Source organism: Microbacterium atlanticum (genome assembly GCF_015277815.1).
Classification (GTDB): Bacteria; Actinomycetota; Actinomycetes; order Actinomycetales; family Microbacteriaceae; genus Microbacterium; species Microbacterium atlanticum.
This window is the reverse complement of record NZ_CP063813.1, coordinates 1,005,515-1,027,748: the sequence shown is the minus strand read 5'-3', so window position 1 is coordinate 1,027,748 and position 22,234 is coordinate 1,005,515. Positions and strand designations below refer to the sequence as shown.

Sequence of the window (22,234 nt, the reverse complement as noted above, 5' to 3'; positions counted from 1 at the left end):
GCAACCGCCCTGCTCAGCGGCGGCGAGGAATCCGTCGCAGCGCCTTGCCGAGCACGGCCTCGCGCCCCACGACGCGTCGGAGCGCCGCTCCCGTGCCGGGATGGTGGAGGCGGAACCACATCCGCGCGAAGTCGATGAGCCGGCCGTCGCCGACATTGCCGGCGCCGCGCAGGTAGTGGATGGCATCGACCGTGTCGCCCGGGAGCGTCGCGGTCAGCTGATCCAGCTTGTACTCGAGGGCGGTGTGGCTGATCGACATGTACTCGGGCGTGGCCACGGTCCGGGTGTGGTAGCCGAGCTCCCCCGCGGCGTACGACGGCATGCGCTCCAGCACATGGGCGAGCCCGCCGTCCGCGTACGTCTCGCTGCCCCCGAACTGCTCGTACGACCACGGCTCCGTCAGGAGGAGCCGCAGCGCCTCGGGCCGGCCGATGAACATCGAGCCGTACGGCGCGAGCGGCGAGACGTCGTCCAGCGGGACGCGGATGCCGAGTCGATCGCACAGCGCTGCCACACCGTCCTTGTTCGCCCACCAGGCGCGCCCGAGCGTGGGGTAGCCGATGTGGATCATCGGCGGGTAGACCAGACCGAGGCCCGGCTCCCGCTGGAAGAGCGCGACGAGGTTGGCGGTGTGGCCGGGGCTGTCCAGCAGGTTGCGGAACTGCTGCTCCTTGAAGTGCCGACCGATGTTGAAGCCGTCCTGCGGCGTCTTCTTCGAATGCAGCTTCACCACCAGGTCGTAACCGCCGTCGACGACCACGTCCCGACAGCCGACCAGGAAGGCGCTCTGGTCACGGCCGTCGTTGGAGTCGACGACGCGGACCTCGATCGACCCCCGCGGCGCCCCGTGCTCCGAGATGATCGAGCGGATCCGGTCCGCCCGGTCGGTGTCCGTGGTGGTGACCACGAGGTCGTAGGGACCAGGGAGCGTGTCCACCCGGTCGAGCATCTCCCCTGTCATCTCCACGTAGAAGATGTGGAGGATCGCGACGGTGCGCAGCGGCTGCGCGGGGTCGTACGAGAGATCGACGCCGGGGAGGACCTCGAGCATCCCGGCATCCGCGTTCAGCACTTTCGGCTCGACGTTGCGCGCGAGGTTCTGCCAGAACAGCGGCATGGGATAGCCGTACCCCTCGAGCCGGGCGACCAGCTCACGGCCGATGACCGCGTGGCGATCCAGGAACGGCGGGTAGTGGAAGAACGGCCGGCGCTTGATCACCGGGCATCCGTCCGCCAGCAGCAGGTCGGGATTGAACAGCGCCGGGTGGTCGGTCGGATACTCCGCCGACGGGAAGGCCACGTCGTGCGAGAAGCCCCGCGTGGCGAAGTAGTGGGTGAACACCGCCTCATGCGCGAGCACCGCGTCGAAGTACGTCGGCATCTCGGGAAGGTCGCGCCAGTAGTCGCGCCACGCGTCCGAGAGGAACATGCTGCGCCGCACCGCCACCCAGAACGACTGGAGGTGGTAGTGGAGGACGCCCTTGCCCGTGAACGGATTCGGCTCCTCGCGGGCGTGGTCCGTCATGCCCCAGAAGTGCGTCGGCCGCTCGGCCATCCGCTGCAGCACCGGCGCGTAGGGACGGACAGGGCCGAACCATGTGTCGTTGGTGAAGATGATCTCGTCGTACTCCGCGACCGCGTCACCGAGGCGCTCCAGCGCGGCCTTGTGCGCCCAGATGTCGAAGCCCTCGTTCGACCGGACGAGGATGTCGTCGGCGACCGGCTCGAGCTTGGCCCGCCCTTCTGCCGAGAGCGACCCGTTGACCACGACGAGGATGTGCGCGGCGTCGTCGCGCATGCCCTGCAGCGCATACGGGATGTAGTCGTCCACTCCCCCGCGGCGATCCCAGACGACATAGACGACCAGGCGTCGTCCGTCGGGCGGGAAGGCGAGGGCGGGCGGGACGGCGGATCCGTCGGCGACCACGGGTCAGCGCAGCCGCTGCTCGAGCGCCTTGAGCAGATACGAGCCGTAGCCGCTCTTGACCAGAGGCTCGGCGCGGCGGCGGAGCTCGTCGTCGGTGAGGAATCCCATGCGCCAGGCGACTTCCTCCGGGCAGCCGATCGACAGTCCCTGCCGCTTCTCGACGGTGCGGATGAAGTCGGTCGCCTCGGCCAGCGAGTCGAAGGTCCCGGTATCGAGCCACGCCGTCCCGCGGGGCAGGAGCTCGACCTGGAGCGCGCCGCGCCGCAGGTACTCCAGGTTCACATCGGTGATCTCCAGCTCGCCGCGCGGCGACGGCTTCAGGTTCTTCGCGATCTCCACGACGTCGTTGTCGTAGAAGTAGAGTCCGGGGACGGCGTAGTTGCTCTTGGGCTGCGCGGGCTTCTCCTCCAGCGACACCACCTTGCCGTCGGCGTCGAACTCCACGACGCCGTACGCCGTCGGGTCGTCGACCCAGTAGCCGAACACGACGCCGCCGTCGAGGTCGGTGTACTGGCGGAGGCGGGTGCCCATCCCCTGGCCGTAGAAGATGTTGTCACCCAGCACGAGCGCGGCCGAGTCGGACCCGATGTGGTCCTCGCCGAGGACGAAGGCCTGCGCCAGCCCGTCGGGCGAGGGCTGCGTCTTGTACGTCAGCGAGATGCCGAACCGCTCACCGTCGCCGAGGAGACGCTGGAACTGGTCGGCATCCTGCGGCGTCGTGATGATGAGGATGTCTTGGATCCCCGCGAGGAGCAGGGTCGACAGCGGATAGTAGATCATCGGCTTGTCGTAGACGGGGACGAGCTGCTTGGAGATGCCGAGGGTGATCGGATGCAGCCGCGAACCCGTGCCGCCGGCCAGAATGATGCCACGCATGACGTCAAGTGTCGCTGATGCGACGATCCCGCTCAAACCGGGCGACGGCGGACGGTCAGATCGGCGACTGCGAGAAGTCCAGGAGCGCGTCGGCGAATGCCCTGGCCGCCGCGCCGGCAGCACGGGTCGCCGAGGCGTGCCCGTTGTGACGGATCTCCGTCCACACGGCGTCATCGCCGAGCGCGTCGTCCAGCGAGCGACGCAGCTGGTCGAGGTCACCGCGCGAGAAGAGCAGCGCGTTGTAGCCGTCGAGCACCTCGTGTGCGAGCCGGCCGTCGACGGGGGCGAGGTAGACGGCGCCGCAGGACATGAGGGCGAACGGCTCGAGGCTGGACTGGTGCTCGACGAGGTCCACCACCGCGCGGGGCTTCAACGCCGCGACCTCCACCGGTGAGGCCCCGGACTCCAGATGGACGGCGCGTGCGCCCGGGCCGGCCGCCGCCGCCTCTGCCACGCGGCGCTCCGCCGGGCCGGCCCCGATCGTCACAACGACGTCGTCGGCAGCCTCCGGCAGCGGGTCGGGCTCGAGCGCGGGCGGGATCCGGCGCCTTGTCTCCCACGCGGCCTCGGCCTGCAGCTGCGCGGCGGTCCACCGGTTGGGGGCGATGTAGTCGAACTCGGGGCGGTAGCCGGCGATGATCCGGGACTGCGTCTCGACGTCGTGGGGGTGCCGGATGCTCTCGACCGCAGGCAGCAGATACACCGGGAGGGAGCCGGCCGTCGAGGCGAGCCAGACCGTTTCCGCGGCGCCCTCGTCGCACGCCACGGCGATCCCGCGGCGCTCCCCCAGTTCCGCGACGAGCGCGTCGTCCGGCCCGGGCCCATCCGCCTCCCGCACGGCGACGACGCGTCCGTCGGCGGCGAGCGCCGCCGCCAGCGCCTCGACGTAGCGGCGCCACGGGGCGTCGGAGGCCGGCCCCACGACAAGATCCACCGGCGCGTCGGCGCCGCGGCGGCGCGCGAGGAACTCGTCCTCCCACCGCCGCCAGAACCGCCGCATCGAGGCCAGCTCGCGCTGACCCTGGCTGTAGCCTCGGGACGCCGACTCGTGATGGACCAGCATCGCCGCAGGCTGATAGAAGCAGCGGATGCCGCGCCCCCACGCCCGCAAGCCGTAGTCGACGTCTTCGAACCCCAGCCAGAACTCGTCGTCGAGCAGTCCGACCCGGTCGAACGCCTCCCGGGTGATGTAGACGCAGGCACCGGAGATCGACCGGTTGTAGCCTGCGACGTTGGCGGTCGGCTTGGTGGCCGGCGACCCGACGTGGAGGTGCCCGAACCACTGCGGGGCCAGGAGGCGTGCGTAGTACGTCCCCGCGTACTGTATGCGGCCGTCGGGGTAGACCAGCTTCGGGCTGACCATGCCGATGGCCGGGTCCAGCGCGTACGCGGAGTACTGCAGGGCCTCGAGCCAGCCGGGCTTGGCGACGATGTCGCTGTTGAGCAGGATGATGTCGTGCCGGGCGAGCTGCATGCCGACGTTGACCGTCCCTGCGAAGCCAAGACGGCGGTCCTTGAGCACCACCGTGACCCTGTCGCTCTCGAGCTGCTTCAGCTGCTCGGAGACCTGCGGGTCGATGAAGTCGTCGACGATGATGACCTCGTACTCGGCTCCGCGGCAGGTCTCCTCGATGCTGGCGAGCGCCGCCGTGAGCAGCGGAACATCGTTGTAGCTCGGTATGACGATGCTCACCGGCCGTGCGTGGGCGGCGAACCACGCCACCATCTCGGGGTTCGCGGTGATCCCCCGGGTGTTGAGACCATAGGATCGCTCCGTCCTGGCCGAGCGGATTCGGGCCACGACGGGATCGGGCAGCTTTCGGATCGCGCGGCGAGCGATGCGCGCGGGGATGTCTGACATGAACGCGTTCCACTCGACGAATACGGAAACCCCATGCTAACGACTCCTCCCCCCGCCTCCCCGCGCCGGCCCCGCGTCGTGGTCGTCACCGCCGACGTGGTGGGCGCCCGCATGGCCGGCCCCGGCATCCGATTCGTCGAGATCGCGACGCAGCTGACGCAGGTCGCCGACGTCACGCTCGCCGTCGGGATCGAGGGGAGCGAGACCGAGAGCCTCGCCGGTCGCGGGTTCGCCGTCCGCGAGTTCCGCGGCCGCGACGAGCTCGTCGCCCTCGTGAGCGCGCACGACGTCGCCTTCTGTCAGCTCATCGACGACGAGGTCGTCCGTCAGGGCGCCGCGGCCGGATGCCGGTTCGTGTTCGACCTCTACAACGCCCTTCCCGCCGAGGCCATCGGGGCCGAGCGGATCGGCGGCTTCGACACTCAGCCGCAGATGGACGACGTCTTCAGCGACGTGCTGTCCTTCTTCCGCTTCTGCATGCGCGCCGGCAGCTACTTCGTGACCTCCAACGAACGGCAGCGCGACTTCTGGGTGGGGTACATGATGTCTGCCGGCGGGTTGCTGCCGAGCGATCTGCGCGGTCGCCACACGTCCGACCTGATCGGGCTCGTGCCGTTCGGCATGGAGGACGGCGAGCCGCACGCCGACCGGCGAGCCATTCGCGGCGAGCTCGGCATCGGCGAGGACGACCTGGTGCTCCTGTGGGCCGGCGGGATCTGGGACTGGTTCGACGCCGAGACGCCGATCCGCGCCGTCGCCGAGCTCCGCCGTGAGCGCCCCGACGTGCACCTCGTCTTCTACGGGACGACGCATCCGAACTCCCTCATCGGCAAGCCGAAGACGGTCGAGCGGGCGGAGGAGGTCGCCCGGGAGCTGGGTGTGCTGGGCGCGGGCGTGCACTTCATCGAAGGGTGGGTGCCGGCGGCCGAGCGCGCCGCCTACCTGCTCGACGCGGACGTCGCGATCTGCGCGCACAAGGAGTCGTTCGAGACCCGCTACGCCTTCCGCACGCGGGTCCTCGACCACTTCTGGGCCACTCTGCCGAGCATCGTGACCGAGGGCGACTGGTTCTCGGAGTACATCCGCGCCGGCGACCTCGGCGACGTCGTCGGCTACGGCGATGTCGCCGGCACGGTCGACGCGATCCGGGACCTCTCCGATCGGCGTCGGCGCGAGCAGGTCCGCGGCCACGTGGCGGCGATCCGCGACGACTGGCGCTGGTCGGCGACGACGTCCGACCTGCGGTCCGTCGTCGCGGACTGGGAGACCAGGCTGCTGCCGCGCGACGTGCCCGCGCGGGAGCACCCGGAGCCGGTGCCGACGGCGCCCGGCCGCCTCGCGAGGGCCCGCGCCGCCGCATCCCGCTCGCCCCTCGGTGCGGTCTACCGCGCTCTACGCCGGCGTCTCGGGGCGCTCGTCCGCGCGCTCCGTCAGCGGCACGCCCGCTGAGCCGGCGCCGGCGACGCGGCCGTAGAAGTCGGCGACGGAGTTCAGGACGTCCGGCCAACGGTATTGCGCCGCCGTCGCCAGCCCGGCGCGGCTGAGCCGCTCACGTTCCGCGGGGTCGTCCAGAAGGCGGGTGATCGCCGCCGCGAGGGCGGCGTCGTCGTCCTGTGGTACCACGACGCAGTTCTCGCCGTCCCGGCAGAAGTCGCGGTTGCCGTGCGAGTCGGTGGTGATCACGGGACAGCCGGCGGCCATCGCCTCGAGGATCGGCAGGCAGAAACCCTCGTGGCGCGACGTCTGCACGAACAGCGTCGCGGTGTTGTAGAGCTCGTTCACCTGCGCATCACGCGGGAGCAGTCGATAGTCCACCCGCGGGTCGGTCACGATGTCGGGCTCGCTCCCGAACAGCAGCAGCGTGGGGCGATCCTCGCCGAGACGGCGCCACGCGCGCTCGGTCATGGCGAAGTTCTTCTGGAAGAACGATCGCCCGAGGGCCAGCACCGTGCGCTCGTCGCGCTGCCAGCCCGGGATCTCGTGGAACACGTCCGGGTCGTAGCCGTTGGGGATGAGCGTCGTCTGCAGACCCACCTCCGCGAGCTCCTCGCGCTGATACGTCGCCTCCGTGAGCGCCAGGTGCTCCCTGCGGTAGCTCGCGACGACCGCCGCCTGCGCGACGGGGTCGTCTGGGTAGAACCAGGTCTCGAACTCCTGCACGAGATAGACCGGGATGCCGTGGCTCACCGTGGCGAGCCAGACCACCTCCGCGGTCTCCCACCACGTCGCCACCTTCACGGCGTCCTCATTGCGCAGCGAGAGGAGGAGGTCCTCGTAGTTGCGGAACATCGCCACCGGGACCCGGAGGTCGAACCAGGTCGGCGCGTCCTGCAGCGACCAGATCTCGACCTCGAACCCCCGGTCCGCCAGACCGTTGGCCAATTCGAACACGATGCGGATGCCGCCGCTGATCGAGGTCGCATTGAGCACGAAGATGACACGGCGCGTCCCGGCATCCGTCGTCGTCTGCCGCTCGAGAAGCCACCGGCGCTGCTCTCCTTCGAGCTTCAGCTGCGGCAGGGTCCGCACCGGCATGACGGTGGTGCTGAAGCACAGGGTGCGGAAGTTCCCCGCCCAGCCGTGGCGCACAAGCCGGCCGACCTGGGCGTCGAGATCGAGCCCGGCGAGGTGCCGGCGCGCGATGTCGACCCGATCGATCGCCGTGGAGGTCGCGTACAGCCCGTGCGCGGCGGCCGTCAGCACATAGCGGGGAATGCGGCTCTGTCCGTAGTCGCGCTCTCCGGGGAGCGACGGCGCGACGGCGCCGGTGCGACGGTCGATCTGATATCCCGCCGCGACCGAGCCGTTCGCTGCGTACGCCGGCGTGACGAATCCGATCTCCTGGTCATGGTGGTATTCGTAGGCCGCGTGCTGCAGCTGGACGATCGTCTCGACGGGCGGCAGGGGCTGGGAGGCGTCGATGAGCACGAGGTCCCAGCGACGTCGCTCGCGATGCATCCAGTCGTGGATCTCGGCCAAGTCGATCGCCGGCGCGTCACCGGTCCCGGCGGCGACGGTGTAGGCGTTCACGGGGATCTCGCCCGCGTGAGCGGCGATCTCGGGGGTCAGCAGGAAGTGGGCGCGGAGCAGTCCGTGCCCCCGCCGCAGCCACGCCCGCACATCGTCGACGGGCGTCCCGTAGACCACGACCACCACATGCTTCCAGTTCAAGCGGTGCCACGCGGCGGCGCGCGCGGGAGTCAGGGTGGTCGTGACGCCCTGCGCGTAGGTGGCACCCGGCCCGGAGCCCGCGGCCACGACGGTCTGGCGGTGCTGCGCGTAGCGTCGCGGGCCGAGGCGCAGCAGCACCGCGCTCTCGGCGAGCGCGCCGGCGGCGCGCTCGACGATCCGTGCGGCAGAGCGCGCGCCGCGTGCGATGAGCTGCTTGAGCATGATCCCCCCGTGCTGTGGTCGCAGGTGAGAGTGTAGGCCGCGGGCGTGGGCCGCGCGTGACCGCGATCCGCACGGCGCGGGGGCCGGTCCTGCGCGACGGTATCTTGGATGCGACCACGTCGGCGAGCCCCGCGCGACCCGAGCGCGAGGCGGTATGCCGGCACGACGAGAGAACTTTATGATCGCCATGACCATGATGGTCCGCGACGAGGCGGACATCGTCGGGACGATGATCGAGCATCACCTCGCGCAGGGCATCGACCTCTTCCTGGTGACGGACAACGGCTCGGTCGACGGCACGCGCGAGATCCTCGAGGCCTTCGCCGCCGACGGCAGGATCGAGCTCGCGCACGACCCCCGGCACCTGAAGCAGCAGCACGCGGTGGTGACGCAGATGTCGCGTGAGGCGGCGCGCCGCGGCGCGGTGTGGGTGCTCAACGCCGACGCCGACGAGTTCTGGGTGTCCAAGACCCCCGGTCGGACGATCAAGGACGAGCTCGCAACCATCGATCCCGCCATCGGCGCGTTCGAGGTGCCGGTGATCGACATGACGGGTGCGGGCGCGGACGCCGGCACCGGCCTCCAGCGGCTGATCTACCGCGATCACCGGCCGGATGAGCTGTTGCACGAACTGGGCATCCATGCGCACGCGACGCCCGACGTCGCCTTCGTCGCACGCGAGGACGTGGAGGTCGCCCAGGGCAACCACTTCGTGAACATCGAGCCCCACGGCAGCCTCGCCGAGGGTCAGGGCCTGGAGGTCTACCACTTCCCGTGGCGGTCGCTGGCCCAGTTCGCGCGCAAGGTGGAGAACGCCGGGCGCGCGTACGAGGCCTCTCCCCACCTGCGCCCCAGCGCCAATCACCACGGCATGCGCGACTACCGCCGGTTTCAGGACGGACTCCTGCGCACCTCCTACATCGCGCGCCATCCGTCCGCGGAGGAACTCGCCGAGGGCCTCGCCCGAGGGTGGTTCGTCGAAGACCGGCGGATCGCCGACGCGCTGCCGTCCGCCGTTCCCGATCAGCCCATTGCCGCAGCGGACGAGGAGCTGGAGCGCGTGATCATGTCGCGGGTGCGTCCGCTGGAGGCGCGGCTGCTGCGGTTGGAGCAGGAGAAGCGCCAGGCGACCGACGACCTCGACTTCGCCCGGCGCCACATCGCCGAACTCGATGCGCTGGTCGCCTCGCTCCGCGAGGAATCCGACGGCGCCCGGCGCGAGCGGGAAGCCGTGCAGGAAGAGCTCGCGGAGATCAACCGCAGCCGCGTCGTGCGGGCCGCGCGCCGCGTCGGATGGCTCGCCCCACGCTGAGCAGCCCAGCCGGCCGATCGGCGAACCCGGGGGGCGCCGGTATCCTGGTCCGATGCGCAGACTGCTCGTGACCGGCGGTGCCGGATTCATCGGCTCCAACTTCGTCCACCACGTCATCGGGCACACCGACGATCACGTCACCGTCCTGGACAAGCTCACCTACGCGGGCAATCGGGCGTCGCTGGAAGGCCTCCCTGGGGACCGCTTCCGGTTCGTCGAGGGCGACATCGCCGACGCCGCACTCGTGGACGAGCTGTTCCGCGACGCGGACGCCGTCGTGCACTATGCGGCGGAGTCGCACAACGACAACTCGCTGCACGACCCGCGTCCGTTCCTGGACACCAACATCATCGGCACCTACACGCTGCTGGAAGCGGCCCGCCGCCACGGCACGCGGTTCCACCACATCTCCACCGATGAGGTGTACGGCGATCTCGAACTGGACGACCCGGAGCGTTTCACCGAGAACACCCCGTACAACCCGTCGAGCCCGTACTCCTCGACCAAGGCGGGCTCCGACCTCCTCGTGCGCGCCTGGGTGCGGTCCTTCGGCGTGCAGGCGACGATCTCCAACTGCTCCAACAACTACGGGCCGTACCAGCACGTGGAGAAGTTCATCCCGCGCCAGATCACCAATGTCCTGCGCGGCATCCGTCCGAAGCTGTACGGCGCAGGCGAGAACGTGCGCGACTGGATCCACGCCGACGACCACTCGTCCGCGGTGCTGACCATCCTCGACAAGGGCGTGATCGGCGAGACGTACCTCATCGGCGCGGACGGCGAGAAGAACAACAAGCAGGTGGTCGAGCTGATCCTCACCACCATGGGTGAGCCGGCGGACGCGTACGACCACGTCACCGATCGCGCCGGGCACGACCTGCGCTATGCGATCGACTCGACCAAGCTGCGCTCCGAGCTCGGCTGGGCGCCGCAGTTCGGGGACTTCGAGGCGGGCCTCGCGGCGACCATCCAGTGGTACCGCGACCACGAGGACTGGTGGGCGCCGGCGAAGGACGCAACCGAGGCCTTCTACGCCGCAAAGGGCCAGTGATGACGCAGTTCGGCAAGGCTCTCGCGCCGACGAAGACACCCATTCCGGGCCTGGTGGTCTGGGAGCTGCCGGTACACGGTGACAGCCGCGGCTGGTTCAAGGAGAACTGGCAGCGCGAGAAGATGGTCGCCGCCGGCCTGCCCGACTTCGGACCGGTGCAGAACAACATCTCGTTCAACGACGCGGTCGGAACGACGCGCGGGATCCACGCCGAGCCGTGGGACAAGTTCGTCTCCGTCGCCACGGGGCGGATCTTCGGGGCGTGGGTGGACCTGCGCGAAGGTCCCACATTCGGCGCGGTGTTCACGACCGAGATCGACCCGTCGCGTGCGATCTTCGTCCCGCGTGGAGTGGGCAACGCGTATCAGACCCTCGAGCCCGACACCGCCTACGTCTACCTCGTCAACGACCACTGGTCGCCGCAGGCCTCGTACACGTTCCTCAACCTCGCCGACGAGACCGCGGCGATCGAGTGGCCCATTCCACTCAGCGACGTCGAGATCTCGGAGAAGGACCTGGCCCACCCCCGCCTCGACGCCGTCACGCCCGTGCCGCCTCGCCGCACGCTGGTCATCGGCGCCTCGGGACAGCTGGGACGCGCGCTGCGCGCGGAGCTCGGCGACGCCGCGCACATCGAGTACGCGACGCGAGCCGACCTGGACCTGGCGGCACCCGATGTCGCCGCCCAGCGTCGTTGGCGCGACTACCGCGTCATCATCAACGCGGCGGCCCACACCGCTGTCGACGCAGCCGAGACCGCGGACGGGCGGCGCGAGGCATGGGCCGTCAACGTGGGCGGCGTGTCGACGCTTGCGCGGATCGCCGCCGAGAACGACATCACGCTCGTGCACGTGTCGAGCGATTACGTCTTCGACGGGTCGCTCGACCGCCCCTACACCGAAGCCGACCCGCTGTGCCCGCTCGGCGTGTACGGCCAGAGCAAGGCGGCCGGCGACGCGATCGTGAGCACGGTGCCGCGCCACTACATCGTCCGGACGTCGTGGGTGATCGGCGACGGGAAGAACTTCGTGCGCACCATGGCGTCGCTGGCAGAGCGCGGCGTCGACCCGAGCGTCGTGGACGATCAGTTCGGGCGGCCGACGTTCACCGTCGACATCGCCCGGGCGATCCGGCATCTGGTCGACTCCGGCGCGGACTACGGCGTCTACAACGTGACGGGCGCGGGGGAACCCACCGCCTGGGCGGACGTGGCGCGCGCGGTCTTCTCTGCGCTGGGTCATGACGAAGCCCGGGTGAGCGGCGTGAGCACCGCCGACTACTTCGCGTCGGCGACCGGCCCGATCGCCCCCCGCCCGGTCAACAGCGTTCTGGCCCTCGATCGGATCACCGGTGCGGGCTACGAGCCCGCGCCGTGGCGCGAGCGCCTGCGCGACTACCTCCGCTGAGGGCTCGTCTGGTACGACGCGTCGCGGTGAGCGCAGCGGCCGGTCGCCGCCGGCGCGGCGCTCACCGCGATCACTCTGTCAGCAGCGCACGGAGCGGAACACCCCGTCGCCGAGCGCCGCAGGCCCCCCGACCAGCGACAGCGTCGCGGCTCCGTGGCTGATGGCGTAGTTCTTCGCCACTCCGGTGAGGCATGTCGCGAAAGTGACCAGCAGCGGCGCCTTCTGCCGGGCCGCCAGGAGCGTGCCGGTCAGCGCGTCGGGGAAATTCTCGCCGGAGGCGACGAACACGTTCGGCGCGGCGGCGGGGTACGCCGACGCCGCCAGCAGCGCGCTGGTCTCCCAGCGGTTGCCGCCGCCCTTGCGGTCCACCGTGATCCCGAGCCCGCGCAGCTGCGTCGCGATGCCTTCCGAGACGGAGGCCGGCCCGCCGGCGATGACGACCGTCCTGACGCCGAGCTGCGCGAGTGCGGTGAGGCTCTGCTCGTCGAGCGAGGCCAACGCGCCGTCCACGAGGACCACGGGGGCTCCCGCAGCGGCCGCCACGGCCGACACCGACAGCGCGTCGGCGAACCCGCGGCCGGTCGCGAGGTAGGCGACGGGCGCTGCCTGCCAGCCCGCCCGCGCAAGGGCCACAGAAGTCGCGTAGCGCGTGCCGCCGGCGAGACGCTCAACGGCGACACCGGCGCCGAGAAGCGTCGTCACGGCGCTCTGGACACCCGGGCTGATGGCGGCCTCGCCGCCCAGCAGCACGACCTTGGTCGGCTTCAGACGGGCGAGCTCCGCGGCCGTCTCAGTCGGGAGCACGCCCGACATGGTCAACAGCAGTGCCGAGCCGCTCTTGGCCGCCAGCGCCGCCCCCGACAGCGCGTCGGGGTAGTTCTCCCCCGAAGCCAGGTAGACCGTGGCCGAGCCGTTCGGATTCGTGCGCTTGGACACCTCGACAGCCGTCTGGTAGCGCGTGCCTCCGGCCACGCGGACAGTCGCGTACGTCGGCGCGGGTGTGGCGACGAGGAACTCCGATGCCACCCAGAGGATCCGCCCCTCGTATCGCACGCGCCACCAGGTGCCGAACGTGCCGATCCGGGTCACGACGGTCCCCTGCGCCAGCGACGCGCGGCCGGTGTCGCACGACGTGCTGGGGGCGATCCGGGCGTTGAGCGAGGCGACGTTCACGGTGAACTCGCCCGCGGCCGGCGCGATCGCGGTCTCGGCCGGCGGGGTGCACGCGTTCGCCGGGACCTGCGTGGAACCGAACCAGTCGGTGAAGTAGTTGAAGAAGTTGCGGTTGCCGTAGGCGGAGCATCCGTCGCCCTCGCCGTACCCCGCACGCAGCGCGGCGGCGTTCGGCTGATAGGGGGTGTAGTAGTACAGGTTCGCCGTGGCCTGGTTCTGGATGAACACCGGCGACGAGCCGCACGCGACGTTCGGGTGCCAGCGCACGTTCCAGGTCTTGCCCGGGGCGTACCACGTGAAGAACTGGCTCGTCCCCGGCGGGTTGGCGTAGCGCTTGAGCTGCCACGCCGCTCCGAAGACCTGGTTGAAGAACCCGTAGTAGCGCGTGTCGCAGGCGGCGGTGTCGGGGCATCCCTGCCCCATCGCGATGGTGTAGCGCCAGTCGCTCGGCCACACATGCGTGACCAGCCCCTGCTCCTTCTGGAGCATCACCAGAATGACCTGCGGGTTGATGCCGCACGCCTGCGCCACCTTGAAGATGATGCGCGAGGCCCGCTCGCGGACCCCGCCCGAATAGGCGCCGCACATGGCATCGGCGGCGGTGGTGCGGGAGGTGTCATACCAGTCCCGCAGACACACGTAGCCCGCCTGGCAGCGCGGGACCTTCTGCTCGAGGAACGTCTGAATCTGCGCCTCGGTCATCGAGTCCTTGTAGAAGAACACGGCGTCGCTGACGATGTTGCCCGGCTGGAACAGCGAGAGGTCGGCGGCCTGCACGATGCCCGCCGAGACCGGTCCGCTCGGGGCCGCGGCGACCGCGGGCGCAGTCGCGGCAACCGCCCCGGACCCTCCGACGAAGATGCCCGCGACCACTGTCAGAACGGCGAGCGCGCCCGCGATCGTCCTGCGCACAGACACACCGATGCTGAACCTCTGAGCCCCCGCCATGTGATCAGTGTGACCGATGGGACGGATGAGTACAACATCGGGCCGGCATTCGACGTATCGACACGTCGTTCTCGGCGGACTCCGAGCCCGTCTACAGCTCAGCGTGGAGCAGCCACACCTTGTCGGCCGCCTCGCGCCACGAGAACGCCCGGCCCCGGTCGCCGGCGAGCACGCCGAGTCGCTCGGCCGCCTCGGTCGACGCGAGCCCGGCCGCCAACGCCGCGCCGAGTCCCTCGGTCAGCTCGGCCGCGTCCCGGGCCTTCACCAGCACACCCCCGTCGACGACGACCTCGTCGTGCACGGTCGACGCCGCTGCGATCACCGGGACACCGAGCCGCAGGGCGTCCACCACGCGCCACGGGAACGCAGCGCGGCGTGACGGCGCCACCAACGCGACCGCCCCTGCGAAGACCGCGGCACGGTCGGCGGCATCCAGCGATCCCCGCACGTGAACGGCGCGCTCGGGCAGTCCCGCCGCGGAGGCGAGGTCGGCCAGCTGCGGCTCCTGGCCGTCGTCGGCGTCGATCACGACGACCGGGATGTCGACACCGGATGCCGCCACCGCCGCAAGCCCGACGGCGAGGTTCTCCGAGCTGAGGGCTCGCCCGGCGAGCAGCGCGAAGCCCTCCGGCAGGCCGAGGGCGCGACGACGGCCGACCTCATCCGTCGGCACCGCGAAGCGTGCCGGCGACGCACCGGCGATGACGCGCACCCTGCCGCCGAGCGACGGAGCGACCTCGAGCAGCCTCTCGGCGAGGGAGTGCGTCGGCACGACGACCGCGTCGGCGTGCTTGACGGCCCGCTTGAGCATCGCCCGATGCCAGGCCACCGCGGGCCGCGACAGCTCGGCCGGCGACTCCCATGGGCGCAGATCCCACACGGTGACCACGGTCTGGTCGTGGTCGTGCACGCGGTCGTGGCGTACGAGCGGTGCCAGCAGGGACGGCGCGTGGATCATCCCGCCGCCGATGCCGGTCCCCACCCCGACCTGCAGCGCGGCGGCGAGCTCCCGGCGCGGCAGCGCCGTGCGCCGCACGCCGGCCAGCCCCGGGACGCCCGCCAGCGCGTCATCGGGTCCCCCCGCCGGCGCGACGGCCTCGACCTCGCATCCGGCCGGGGCGGCGGCGACGAGCGCGCGCGCCAGCTCGAGGGATGCCTCGGCGAGCTGCGGATCGCTGGGCGCGACGAGCTGGTCGAGCATGACGCGGAGAGTCGCGACCACCGCTCAGCCCTCGGGCGTCTCGGTCGGCGGATGCAGCGTCGCCTGGATGAGCTCGGCGATGTAGGCGTAGTCGGGGTCGAACTCGTCGATCCCGCCGGCCGGGGTCAGCTCGAGGGTCTGCACGGGCTGCTCCTTGGCCTTCATCGCGAGGTCGACGAGGGTGGGGATGAGCGACTGCGGAAGATCGGTCTGGACGACGTCGGCGCCGGCGGCCGCGACGTCCTGGAACCGTGTCAGCACGACCTGCGGCGTGAACTGGGCGAGGATCGCCTCCTGCAGCTCGCGCTGCCGCTTCATGCGCGAGAAGTCGTCGGTCGTGTACCGCGAGCGCGCGTACCACTGGGCGGTGTCGCCGTCCATTCGCTGCGCGCCCGGCTCGATCCAGCCGATGGCCCAGTCCTCCGCCGGCTCGCCGGGATACGACGGCCCGCCGCCCTTCGGCAGTCGCTCGGCCACGGTGATCTCGACGCCTCCCAGCGCGTCGACCAGTGAGGCGAAGCCGTGCATGTCGATGAAGACGTAGTACGGGATCTGGATCCCGAGGATGCCCTCCGCGGCGTCCTTGGTCGCCTCGATGCCGGGGGCCGATCCGTTGGCCTCGGCATCCGGATACAGCTCGGCGCCGTCCTGGCAGACCTCCACCTCCGTGCGCAGCTGGTTGATGCCGCTTCCCCAGCCGCAGGTGGGATCCGAGAAGCCCTGGTGACCGTCGGGATAGCGGTCGCGCATGGGGCCCTCGGCGAACGGGAAGTGCGGCATGTCGCGCGGGATGCCCGTGATCGTGGTGGCGCCGGTCTCGGCGTTCACCGACACGACCGAGATGCTGTCGAACCGCATCGAGTCGCGTCCTTCTCCGCTGTCCGCGCCCAGCAGGAGGATGTTGTAGTAGCCGTCCGACGGCGGCACCGTCGGACCGCTCGCACCGAAGATGGTCGAGATCGTGCTGCGCGCGGTGCCGACCGCGTTCGACGCGTACGCGGCAGAGCCGCTGGCGACGACGAGCAGGCCGACGGCGACGGTGGCGATGGCGAAGCGCGCGCCCGGCCCGGTGCGGACGAGTCGTACCAGGCGCAGCGTGTCGATCGTCAGGACGATCCACAGCACCGCGTACCCGATGAGCACGCCCTGGGCGATGAGCAGCGGCAGCGGCCGGAGGAGACCGAGCCAGTCGGGGAGCCACGCGCTGGTGATGAGGCTGAGCCCCGCCGTCGGAGCCAGCAGGGCGAACAGCAGCGTCACCACGACGAGCGCCCAGAGCACCAGGGTCGAGGCGATGCCGAAGCGGCCCAGTCGCCGGTTGCCTGCGAGCACCTGCGCCGAGCCGGGGATCAGGAAGTTGAGGCCCACCAGCCACCAGCCGCGGCGGGTCATGAGGGCCCGGGACCCGGCATCCGGATATCGGATGGGGCGATCGTTGACGATCCCCGCCGTGGTGGCGCGGGCACCGGTGCGCTCAGGACTGGCGACGCTCACAGAGACTCCTTGAGCCGCCGGTTCTTCTCCTCCACCTGGGACTCCAGGTCACGGGCGTAGGCCTCGACGCGGTCGGCCACGGCCTCGTCGGCAGCCCCGAGGATGCGGGCGGCCAGAAGCCCGGCGTTCTTGGCCCCGTTGATCGACACGGTGGCGACCGGGATCCCGGCAGGCATCTGCACGATGCTGAGCAGGGAGTCCATCCCGTCCAGCGTCGCGAGCTGCACCGGCACGCCGATGACCGGCAGCGCCGTCACCGACGCGAGCATGCCGGGCAGGTGGGCCGCCCCGCCGGCGCCGGCGATGATGACCCGCAGGCCCCGCGAGCGGGCGTCGCGCCCGTACCGCATGAGCTTGTCGGGGGTGCGATGGGCCGAGACGACCTCCACCTCGTGCGGGATCCCGAAGTCGGTGAGCGCCTGCGAGGCGTCGCTCATGACCCGCCAATCCGAGTCGGAGCCCATGACGACGCCGACCAGCGGCGCCGGGGAGGAATGAAGGGGCGCAGTCACTCGTCAAGGCTAGGGGCCGAGGCTGGAAGATCCCCGCAACGGCGCGGCTCGTCCACGAGCTCACCCCCGCGGCAGACCCGGTGCGGCCTCATCCGTGGGGATCAGTCCAGGAAGAAGGATGCCGCGGCCCGCGCCCGGTACGCCACGTCGTCGAGGTCGTCTCCGACGACGTTGACGTGACCGACCTTGCGGCCGGGGCGCGGCGCCTTGCCGTAGGTGTGCACCTTGGCCTGCGGGTGCTCGGCCATCGCGGCGGCGAAGCGCGCATCCAGCCCGCCACCCGTCGGCCCGCCGAGGATGTTGACCATCATCGACCACTCGGCTCGCGGATCGGTGTCGCCGAGCGGGAGGTCGAGCACCGCCCGCAGATGCTGCTCGAACTGGCTCGTCACGGCGCCGTCCTGACTCCAGTGCCCGCTGTTGTGTGGCCGCATCGCCAACTCGTTGACGAGCAGCCGCTCGTCGATCGTCTCGAAGAGCTCGACCGCCAGCATCCCGGTCACGCCGAGTCCTTCGGCGATCCCCACGCCGATGTGCGCGGCCACCTGCTGCAGCCGCTCGCCTGCGTGGGGAGCCGGCGCGATCACCTCGGCGCAGACGCCGTCGCGCTGCACGGTCTCCACCACCGGATAGGCCCTCACCGCTCCCGACGGCCGGCGGGCGACCTGCTGGGCGAGCTCGCGGGAGAACTCCACGAGCTCTTCCGCCAGCAGCGCGCCGCCACGGGCATCCTCCGCCAGCGTCGCGAACCAGTCCTCGGCCTCCGCACCCGCGGACACCACCCGCACACCTTTGCCGTCGTATCCCCCGCGTGGCGTCTTCACCACGGCTCGGCCCCCGTGGTCGTCGATGAACGCCTGCAGTTCCTCGGGGGTGGTGACCGCCGCCCAGTCGGGCTGCGGCATCCCGAGCTCGTCCAGGCGTGCGCGCATCAGCAGCTTGTCCTGCGCGAACCGCAGTGCGTCGGGGCCGGGGTGGACCGCGACGCCCTCCGCGACGAGCGTCGTCAGCACCTCCTGCGGCACGTGCTCGTGGTCGAACGTCAGCACGTCCACGTCTCGGGCGAATGCGAGCACCGTCTGGGCGTCGCGGTAGTCCCCGACGGCGGTGGCGGCCAGCGCCGCCGACATGCCCTCCTCCTCGGCGAGCACGCGCAGCTCGACGCCGAGCTCGACCGCCGGTGCGATCATCATGCGGGCCAGCTGCCCGCCCCCGACGACTCCGACTCGCAGCGCCATGCCACTCCCTCTCGACCGCAGACAGACCTCCTCCATCATCCCGCACCGGCGGGCGTTGACGATGACAGGTCAGCCGGCCGGCGCGGGCGGGCGCGGCGGAACGGCGGGCGGTGGGCCCGGCGGAAGCGGCTGCGCGTCCCGGTGGGCGAGGATCTGGTTCACCTCGACCTGGTCCACGAGCGCCTCGTGCACGAGTTCGACGCTCGGGATGTCGGCCAGCCGCAGAGGCTCGTCGACGCCGTTCGTCAGCGTGATCGTCCCGGCGCCCCACAGCCGCTGCAGCACGCCCCGACGGACGGTGAGCGTGTAGCCGCGGACGTGCGCGAGCTCGCGCCGCTTGACGCCGAAGGCACCCCGGCGCTCCATGACGCGTCGCGTGGTGATGGTGTACACATGCGCCCACCACCCGAGGAACGGCAGGAGAACGAGGACCAGCACGACGACGGCCGCAGCGGTCAGCAGCATCCAGTCCTCGAACGGCGCCGGCAGGTTGCCGTACAGGTAGCCGCAGGCGGCCGCCACGGCGATCAGGACCACGGCGGACCAGAAGAGGCGGCGGGCGTGCGGCCGGAAGCGCGCGACGAGCAGCTCGGGCGTGGGGGCGCCCGGGGCCGGCGTGAGCGGCCTGCCGCCGTAGCTCGTCGGCTGCGTCATGGTCCCATTGTGACCGGTGGCCGCGACACGGCGGCGCGCACCCGCCGGTACGGCCTCAGTCGGGCGCGGAGGTCGGGCGGGTCCGGACGTGGACCACGTCTCCGGCCGACACCACGCTCTCGTACTCGTCGTCCTGGACGATGACCAGCCGGCCGTCGGGGTCGAGGCGGCTTCCGCGTCCCCACAGCGTCTGGCCGTCCGGGAGCGACACCGCCACGTCGCTTCCCAGGGTGGCGCAGAGGCTCTCGATCCCGCCGAGCACGCCGGACGCCGCCGCATCGCCGTCCGCGGCGACGAGGGCCCCCAGCTGCTCGTCGAGGTCTCTCAGGTAGTCGGCGAGCAGGCGGTCCTCGTCGCAGGTGAGGCCGTGGGCCGCGAAGGAGGTGGCCGTGGCGACGGGCAGGTCGGGCCGCGGCATCCGCGTGTTCACTCCCGCGCCGACCACGACGATCTCCGGATGGCCGGGGACGACCTCCGCCAGGATGCCGCAGACCTTGGCGCCGTCCAGCAGCACGTCGTTGGGCCACTTGAGCGCGGCGGTGTGGACGTCGCCGGGCAGCTGGGACCGGATGGCGCGCGTCATCGCCGCTCCGGCGACGAGCGGGATCCATCCGCGGGAAGGCGTCGGAAGCCCGCTCGCGTCGATGACGACGGACACCGCGAGCGCGGTGCCGGGCGGGGTCACCCACGTGCGGTCGAGCCGGCCGCGGCCCGCGCGCTGATCCTCGGTCAGCAGCAGCGAGAGGTGCGGCCACTCCGCCGGCGCCTCGGCGACGTGACGCACCACGTCGGCGTTCGTCGAGTCCGTCGACTCCACGACCTGGACCCGGGGGCTGATGGCTGCGGCGAGGGGGTAGCCGTCCTCGGTCATCGACATGGTGACACGCTACCGCGGGCGCTGCTCGCCGGTGAGCCCGGCGCCGCCGCGGCTGCGGCTCAGCGGGTGACGACGTCGGAGTAGAAGATCCACACCTGCCGCGAGCCGTACTGCACCAGGTACCAGAGGCGCCGGGCGTCCAGGACCTGCAGCGGGTACCACTGCGGCAGGCCGGCGACGACCGCGCCTCCGGGGCTCGCGCGCACCACCGTCGGAGCGACGGTCAGCACCTGCTCGACGGGGTACGACGCCGCCGCCCCGAACGCCCCGTGGAAATGCTCGTAGACGGTGCGGGAGATGACCCGGATCCCCGCCTGCGAGGTGTGCACGTCGCCGATCACGGTGAGGACGTAGGTGGACTCGGGGCCGTCGATGATCGCGGTGTCCGCGTGCATGAGCCCTCCCGAGAGCCAGAGCGCGCCGGGCTTGCTGGCCTGCGGCACGCCCGCGGGGATCCCAGACGGGATCCGGGTGCGGAAGACCTGCGTGCGCATGGGGTGGAGCAGGACGTCCGCCAGCCACGGGGCGAGGACCTCGCCGCTCCGCAGGCGACGCAGGAACAGGCTCGAGTCGCTGGAGGTCGTGCGGTTGCCGCCGTAGAGGACGCTGGTGCCGGCGGAGACGTTCCCGTAGAACGTTCCGGGGAAGCCCGCGGCGGAGATCATCCGGTTGATCTCGGGGATGGTGATCCAGTGGACGATGTCGGAGTGGCAGTAGTTGTCGGATGCCACGATCATGACGTGGATGCACCCGCCCAGCGTCGCGCCCGAGGGGAGGATCGTCCCGAACCCGGCGCGGCCCTGCTCGATCCGCTTGAGCGCCGCCCACGCGGCGAAGACCTTCAGCATGCTCGCGGGCTCACGCTGCTGCGCGCCGTTGATGTGCACCGTCTGATTCGTGCCGGTCAGCTCGCGGACCGACACGGCGTAGCTGCCGCCGATCTGCGACAGCGTCGCCTGCAGCGCCGCCTCGAGGGCGCGCTCGCCGTCGGCCCGCACCGAAGCGCAGCTGCGGCCCTCCAGCACCGGCGCCCCCAGCCAGACCGGTCCGCCCACGGCGGTCACGGCCAGCCCGGCGGCGGCGATGTGCGCCGCGGCCACATCGACCAGGCAGGGCTTGATGGTGTAGTACAGCGGCTGTCGCGTCACCGCCGCCAGGCCCGCGGCGACGCCCACGTCCGCGGCGGTGCCCGAGTTGGCGACGATGGCGCGAGCGGCGGGTGCGCTCCGCTCGTCCGCCATCATCACGGCCGTCGCGTAGCGGTCTGCGCCCGTCCGCCGCGACACCGCGAAGCCCTCGGCTCGCAACGACGCCTCGTACGACGAGCCGATGGTGCCGAGGCCTCCCACCAGCACGAGGTTGCGCACTCCGAGGGAGCGCAGCGCGTCCGCGGTCGGAGCGTCCACGCTCGCCTGGAGGCCGTTGACCAGCAGCGCCGCCCGGTCCGTCGCGGCGGCCGCCACCGACGCCACCGGCGGGTCGATCTGGCCCGCGCCGCCGGTGAGATACGCGGTGTCGGTGGGCGTGCTGCGTCCGAGCATCGCCAGGCGTGAGGTCTCGAAGCGGTCTCCGCCGCCGAATCGCCGGACGTCCGGGACGATGGCTCGCAGGCGATCGGCGACCGGGTCCGGCACGACGGTGGCGCCGCCGACGATGACGATCGAGGTCGCACCGAGCCGCGCGATCTCGGCCGCGACCACGTCGGGGACGGTCTCGGGGTGGACGTAGAGGATCGGCGCCGAAAGCCCCGCCGCAAGCCCGGCAGCGATGATCGCGTCCACGGGCGCGTAGCCCGACGTGACGAGCACGGTCGCCGTGCCGGAAGGAAAGGCCGCCTGGGAGGCCGCGACGCTTGTGCTGAACCGGTCGGCGCCCGCGAGCCGCGGCATGGTGGGCACCTCTGACACGGCAAGGGGTGCGATCGCCTCGGAGGAGTCCGGGGGCGGCGAGGGGTCGGGGGCTCCGGGCTGCGGCGCCGGCTCCTCGCCGTCGGGCGCGGGGTCCGCCTCGGGTTCGGTCGGCGCGGGGGTCGGGGTGGGCGTCGGAGTGGGGGTGGGCTCCGGGGCGCCGGTCGCGCCCGGCTCCGGGACCGGAGGCGACGTGGACGGCGACGGCGGCTCCGGCGCGACGGCGGGCTCCCCGGTGTCGTCGACCGCGGCGACCACGCTTGCGGAGTCCTGCGGCAGCGGCGCAGCGGCGGACGCGGCATCCGGTCCCAGACTCAGGGCGATCACGAGCCCGAACACCAGCGCGCGCACCGATGCCCGCTCCGACCACCTCGACCGCGGCTCCACAGTGAGTCAGACCCTAC

16 protein-coding genes are annotated in these 22,234 nt (G+C 71.4%); 4 read left to right on the top strand and 12 right to left on the bottom strand.

What is annotated here, in order from left to right; translation table 11 throughout:
• Nucleotides 1–13: 13 nt before the first annotated feature.
• From IR212_RS04475 to IR212_RS04465, 3 genes are read right to left on the bottom strand one after another with little or no spacing between them, the layout of a single operon-like run.
• A complete protein-coding gene (locus IR212_RS04475; RefSeq protein ID WP_194397783.1) occupies nucleotides 14–1,927 on the bottom strand; it encodes a rhamnan synthesis F family protein in 1,914 nt (637 codons plus the stop codon).
• 3 nt (nucleotides 1,928–1,930) lie between these two features.
• Nucleotides 1,931–2,803, bottom strand: coding sequence for a glucose-1-phosphate thymidylyltransferase RfbA (gene rfbA / locus IR212_RS04470; RefSeq protein ID WP_194397782.1), 873 nt, complete (start codon nucleotides 2,801–2,803; stop codon nucleotides 1,931–1,933).
• Between the two features lie 55 nt (nucleotides 2,804–2,858).
• Nucleotides 2,859–4,664 carry a glycosyltransferase family 2 protein gene (locus IR212_RS04465; RefSeq protein ID WP_194397781.1) on the bottom strand — a complete coding sequence of 602 codons (1,806 nt, stop codon included), beginning with the start codon at nucleotides 4,662–4,664 and terminating at the stop codon, nucleotides 2,859–2,861.
• Nucleotides 4,665–4,697: 33 nt separating this feature from the next.
• On the opposite strand from IR212_RS04465, the gene IR212_RS04460 reads away from it, so the two are divergent.
• Nucleotides 4,698–6,113, top strand: a complete 1,416-nt coding sequence (locus IR212_RS04460; protein WP_194397780.1) for a glycosyltransferase — start codon at nucleotides 4,698–4,700, stop codon at nucleotides 6,111–6,113.
• Here IR212_RS04460 and IR212_RS04455 read toward each other — a convergent pair.
• Complete coding sequence (locus tag IR212_RS04455; protein WP_194397779.1) at nucleotides 6,057–8,057, bottom strand: glycosyltransferase; 2,001 nt, start codon at nucleotides 8,055–8,057, stop codon at nucleotides 6,057–6,059. The genes IR212_RS04460 and IR212_RS04455 overlap by 57 nt on opposite strands.
• A gap of 154 nt (nucleotides 8,058–8,211) precedes the next feature.
• On the opposite strand from IR212_RS04455, the gene IR212_RS04450 reads away from it, so the two are divergent.
• Genes IR212_RS04450 through rfbD form a run of 3 tightly spaced genes read left to right on the top strand, consistent with a single transcriptional unit; the run spans nucleotide 8,212 to nucleotide 11,826 of the window.
• The gene (locus tag IR212_RS04450) at nucleotides 8,212–9,369 is read left to right on the top strand and encodes a glycosyltransferase family 2 protein (protein WP_228479481.1); all 1,158 of its coding nucleotides are present in this window, start codon (nucleotides 8,212–8,214) and stop codon (nucleotides 9,367–9,369) included.
• A gap of 52 nt (nucleotides 9,370–9,421) precedes the next feature.
• Nucleotides 9,422–10,420: a dTDP-glucose 4,6-dehydratase gene (rfbB, locus tag IR212_RS04445; protein ID WP_194397778.1), complete on the top strand. Its 999-nt coding sequence runs from the start codon at nucleotides 9,422–9,424 to the stop codon at nucleotides 10,418–10,420.
• A complete protein-coding gene (rfbD, locus tag IR212_RS04440) occupies nucleotides 10,420–11,826 on the top strand; it encodes a dTDP-4-dehydrorhamnose reductase (protein ID WP_194397777.1) in 1,407 nt (468 codons plus the stop codon). The genes rfbB and rfbD overlap by 1 nt, the downstream gene beginning before the upstream one ends.
• 78 nt (nucleotides 11,827–11,904) lie before the next feature.
• On the opposite strand, the gene IR212_RS04435 is transcribed toward rfbD, so the two are convergent.
• From IR212_RS04435 to IR212_RS04400, 8 genes are all read right to left on the bottom strand, one after another.
• Nucleotides 11,905–13,947, bottom strand: coding sequence for a cell wall-binding repeat-containing protein (locus tag IR212_RS04435; RefSeq protein WP_194397776.1), 2,043 nt, complete (start codon nucleotides 13,945–13,947; stop codon nucleotides 11,905–11,907).
• 91 nt (nucleotides 13,948–14,038) lie between these two features.
• The gene (locus IR212_RS04430) at nucleotides 14,039–15,169 is read right to left on the bottom strand and encodes a glycosyltransferase (protein ID WP_194397775.1); all 1,131 of its coding nucleotides are present in this window, start codon (nucleotides 15,167–15,169) and stop codon (nucleotides 14,039–14,041) included.
• A gap of 3 nt (nucleotides 15,170–15,172) precedes the next feature.
• Complete coding sequence (locus tag IR212_RS04425) at nucleotides 15,173–16,642, bottom strand: LCP family protein (RefSeq protein WP_228479480.1); 1,470 nt, start codon at nucleotides 16,640–16,642, stop codon at nucleotides 15,173–15,175.
• A complete protein-coding gene (gene purE, locus IR212_RS04420) occupies nucleotides 16,639–17,106 on the bottom strand; it encodes a 5-(carboxyamino)imidazole ribonucleotide mutase (RefSeq protein WP_194398518.1) in 468 nt (155 codons plus the stop codon). Before purE ends, IR212_RS04425 begins: the two co-directional genes overlap by 4 nt.
• 149 nt (nucleotides 17,107–17,255) lie before the next feature.
• On the bottom strand, nucleotides 17,256–18,392 hold the full coding sequence (locus IR212_RS04415) for a 5-(carboxyamino)imidazole ribonucleotide synthase (RefSeq protein WP_194397774.1): 1,137 nt from the start codon (nucleotides 18,390–18,392) through the stop codon (nucleotides 17,256–17,258).
• Between the two features lie 69 nt (nucleotides 18,393–18,461).
• Entirely contained in the window at nucleotides 18,462–19,046 is a 585-nt protein-coding gene (locus IR212_RS04410) for a PH domain-containing protein (RefSeq protein ID WP_194397773.1), read from the bottom strand.
• A gap of 55 nt (nucleotides 19,047–19,101) precedes the next feature.
• Nucleotides 19,102–19,923: a biotin--[acetyl-CoA-carboxylase] ligase gene (locus IR212_RS04405; RefSeq protein ID WP_194397772.1), complete on the bottom strand. Its 822-nt coding sequence runs from the start codon at nucleotides 19,921–19,923 to the stop codon at nucleotides 19,102–19,104.
• Nucleotides 19,924–19,982: 59 nt separating this feature from the next.
• Nucleotides 19,983–22,181, bottom strand: coding sequence for a serine hydrolase (locus IR212_RS04400; RefSeq protein WP_194397771.1), 2,199 nt, complete (start codon nucleotides 22,179–22,181; stop codon nucleotides 19,983–19,985).
• Nucleotides 22,182–22,234 lie beyond the last annotated feature (53 nt).

Bases quoted from the DNA above. Each gene is read 5' to 3' on its own strand.
- rfbA (WP_194397782.1), bottom strand. From the start codon at position 2,803: ATGCGTGGCATCATTCTGGCCGGCGGCACGGGTTCGCGGCTGCATCCG.
- IR212_RS04465 (WP_194397781.1), bottom strand. From the start codon at position 4,664: ATGTCAGACATCCCCGCGCGCATCGCTCGCCGCGCGATCCGAAAGCTG.
- IR212_RS04460 (WP_194397780.1), top strand. From the start codon at position 4,698: ATGCTAACGACTCCTCCCCCCGCCTCCCCGCGCCGGCCCCGCGTCGTG.
- IR212_RS04455 (WP_194397779.1), bottom strand. From the start codon at position 8,057: ATGCTCAAGCAGCTCATCGCACGCGGCGCGCGCTCTGCCGCACGGATC.
- IR212_RS04450 (WP_228479481.1), top strand. From the start codon at position 8,212: ATGCCGGCACGACGAGAGAACTTTATGATCGCCATGACCATGATGGTC.
- rfbB (WP_194397778.1), top strand. From the start codon at position 9,422: ATGCGCAGACTGCTCGTGACCGGCGGTGCCGGATTCATCGGCTCCAAC.
- rfbD (WP_194397777.1), top strand. From the start codon at position 10,420: ATGACGCAGTTCGGCAAGGCTCTCGCGCCGACGAAGACACCCATTCCG.
- IR212_RS04435 (WP_194397776.1), bottom strand. From the start codon at position 13,947: ATGGCGGGGGCTCAGAGGTTCAGCATCGGTGTGTCTGTGCGCAGGACG.
- purE (WP_194398518.1), bottom strand. From the start codon at position 17,106: ATGGGCTCCGACTCGGATTGGCGGGTCATGAGCGACGCCTCGCAGGCG.
- IR212_RS04415 (WP_194397774.1), bottom strand. From the start codon at position 18,392: ATGGCGCTGCGAGTCGGAGTCGTCGGGGGCGGGCAGCTGGCCCGCATG.
- IR212_RS04410 (WP_194397773.1), bottom strand. From the start codon at position 19,046: ATGACGCAGCCGACGAGCTACGGCGGCAGGCCGCTCACGCCGGCCCCG.
- IR212_RS04405 (WP_194397772.1), bottom strand. From the start codon at position 19,923: ATGTCGATGACCGAGGACGGCTACCCCCTCGCCGCAGCCATCAGCCCC.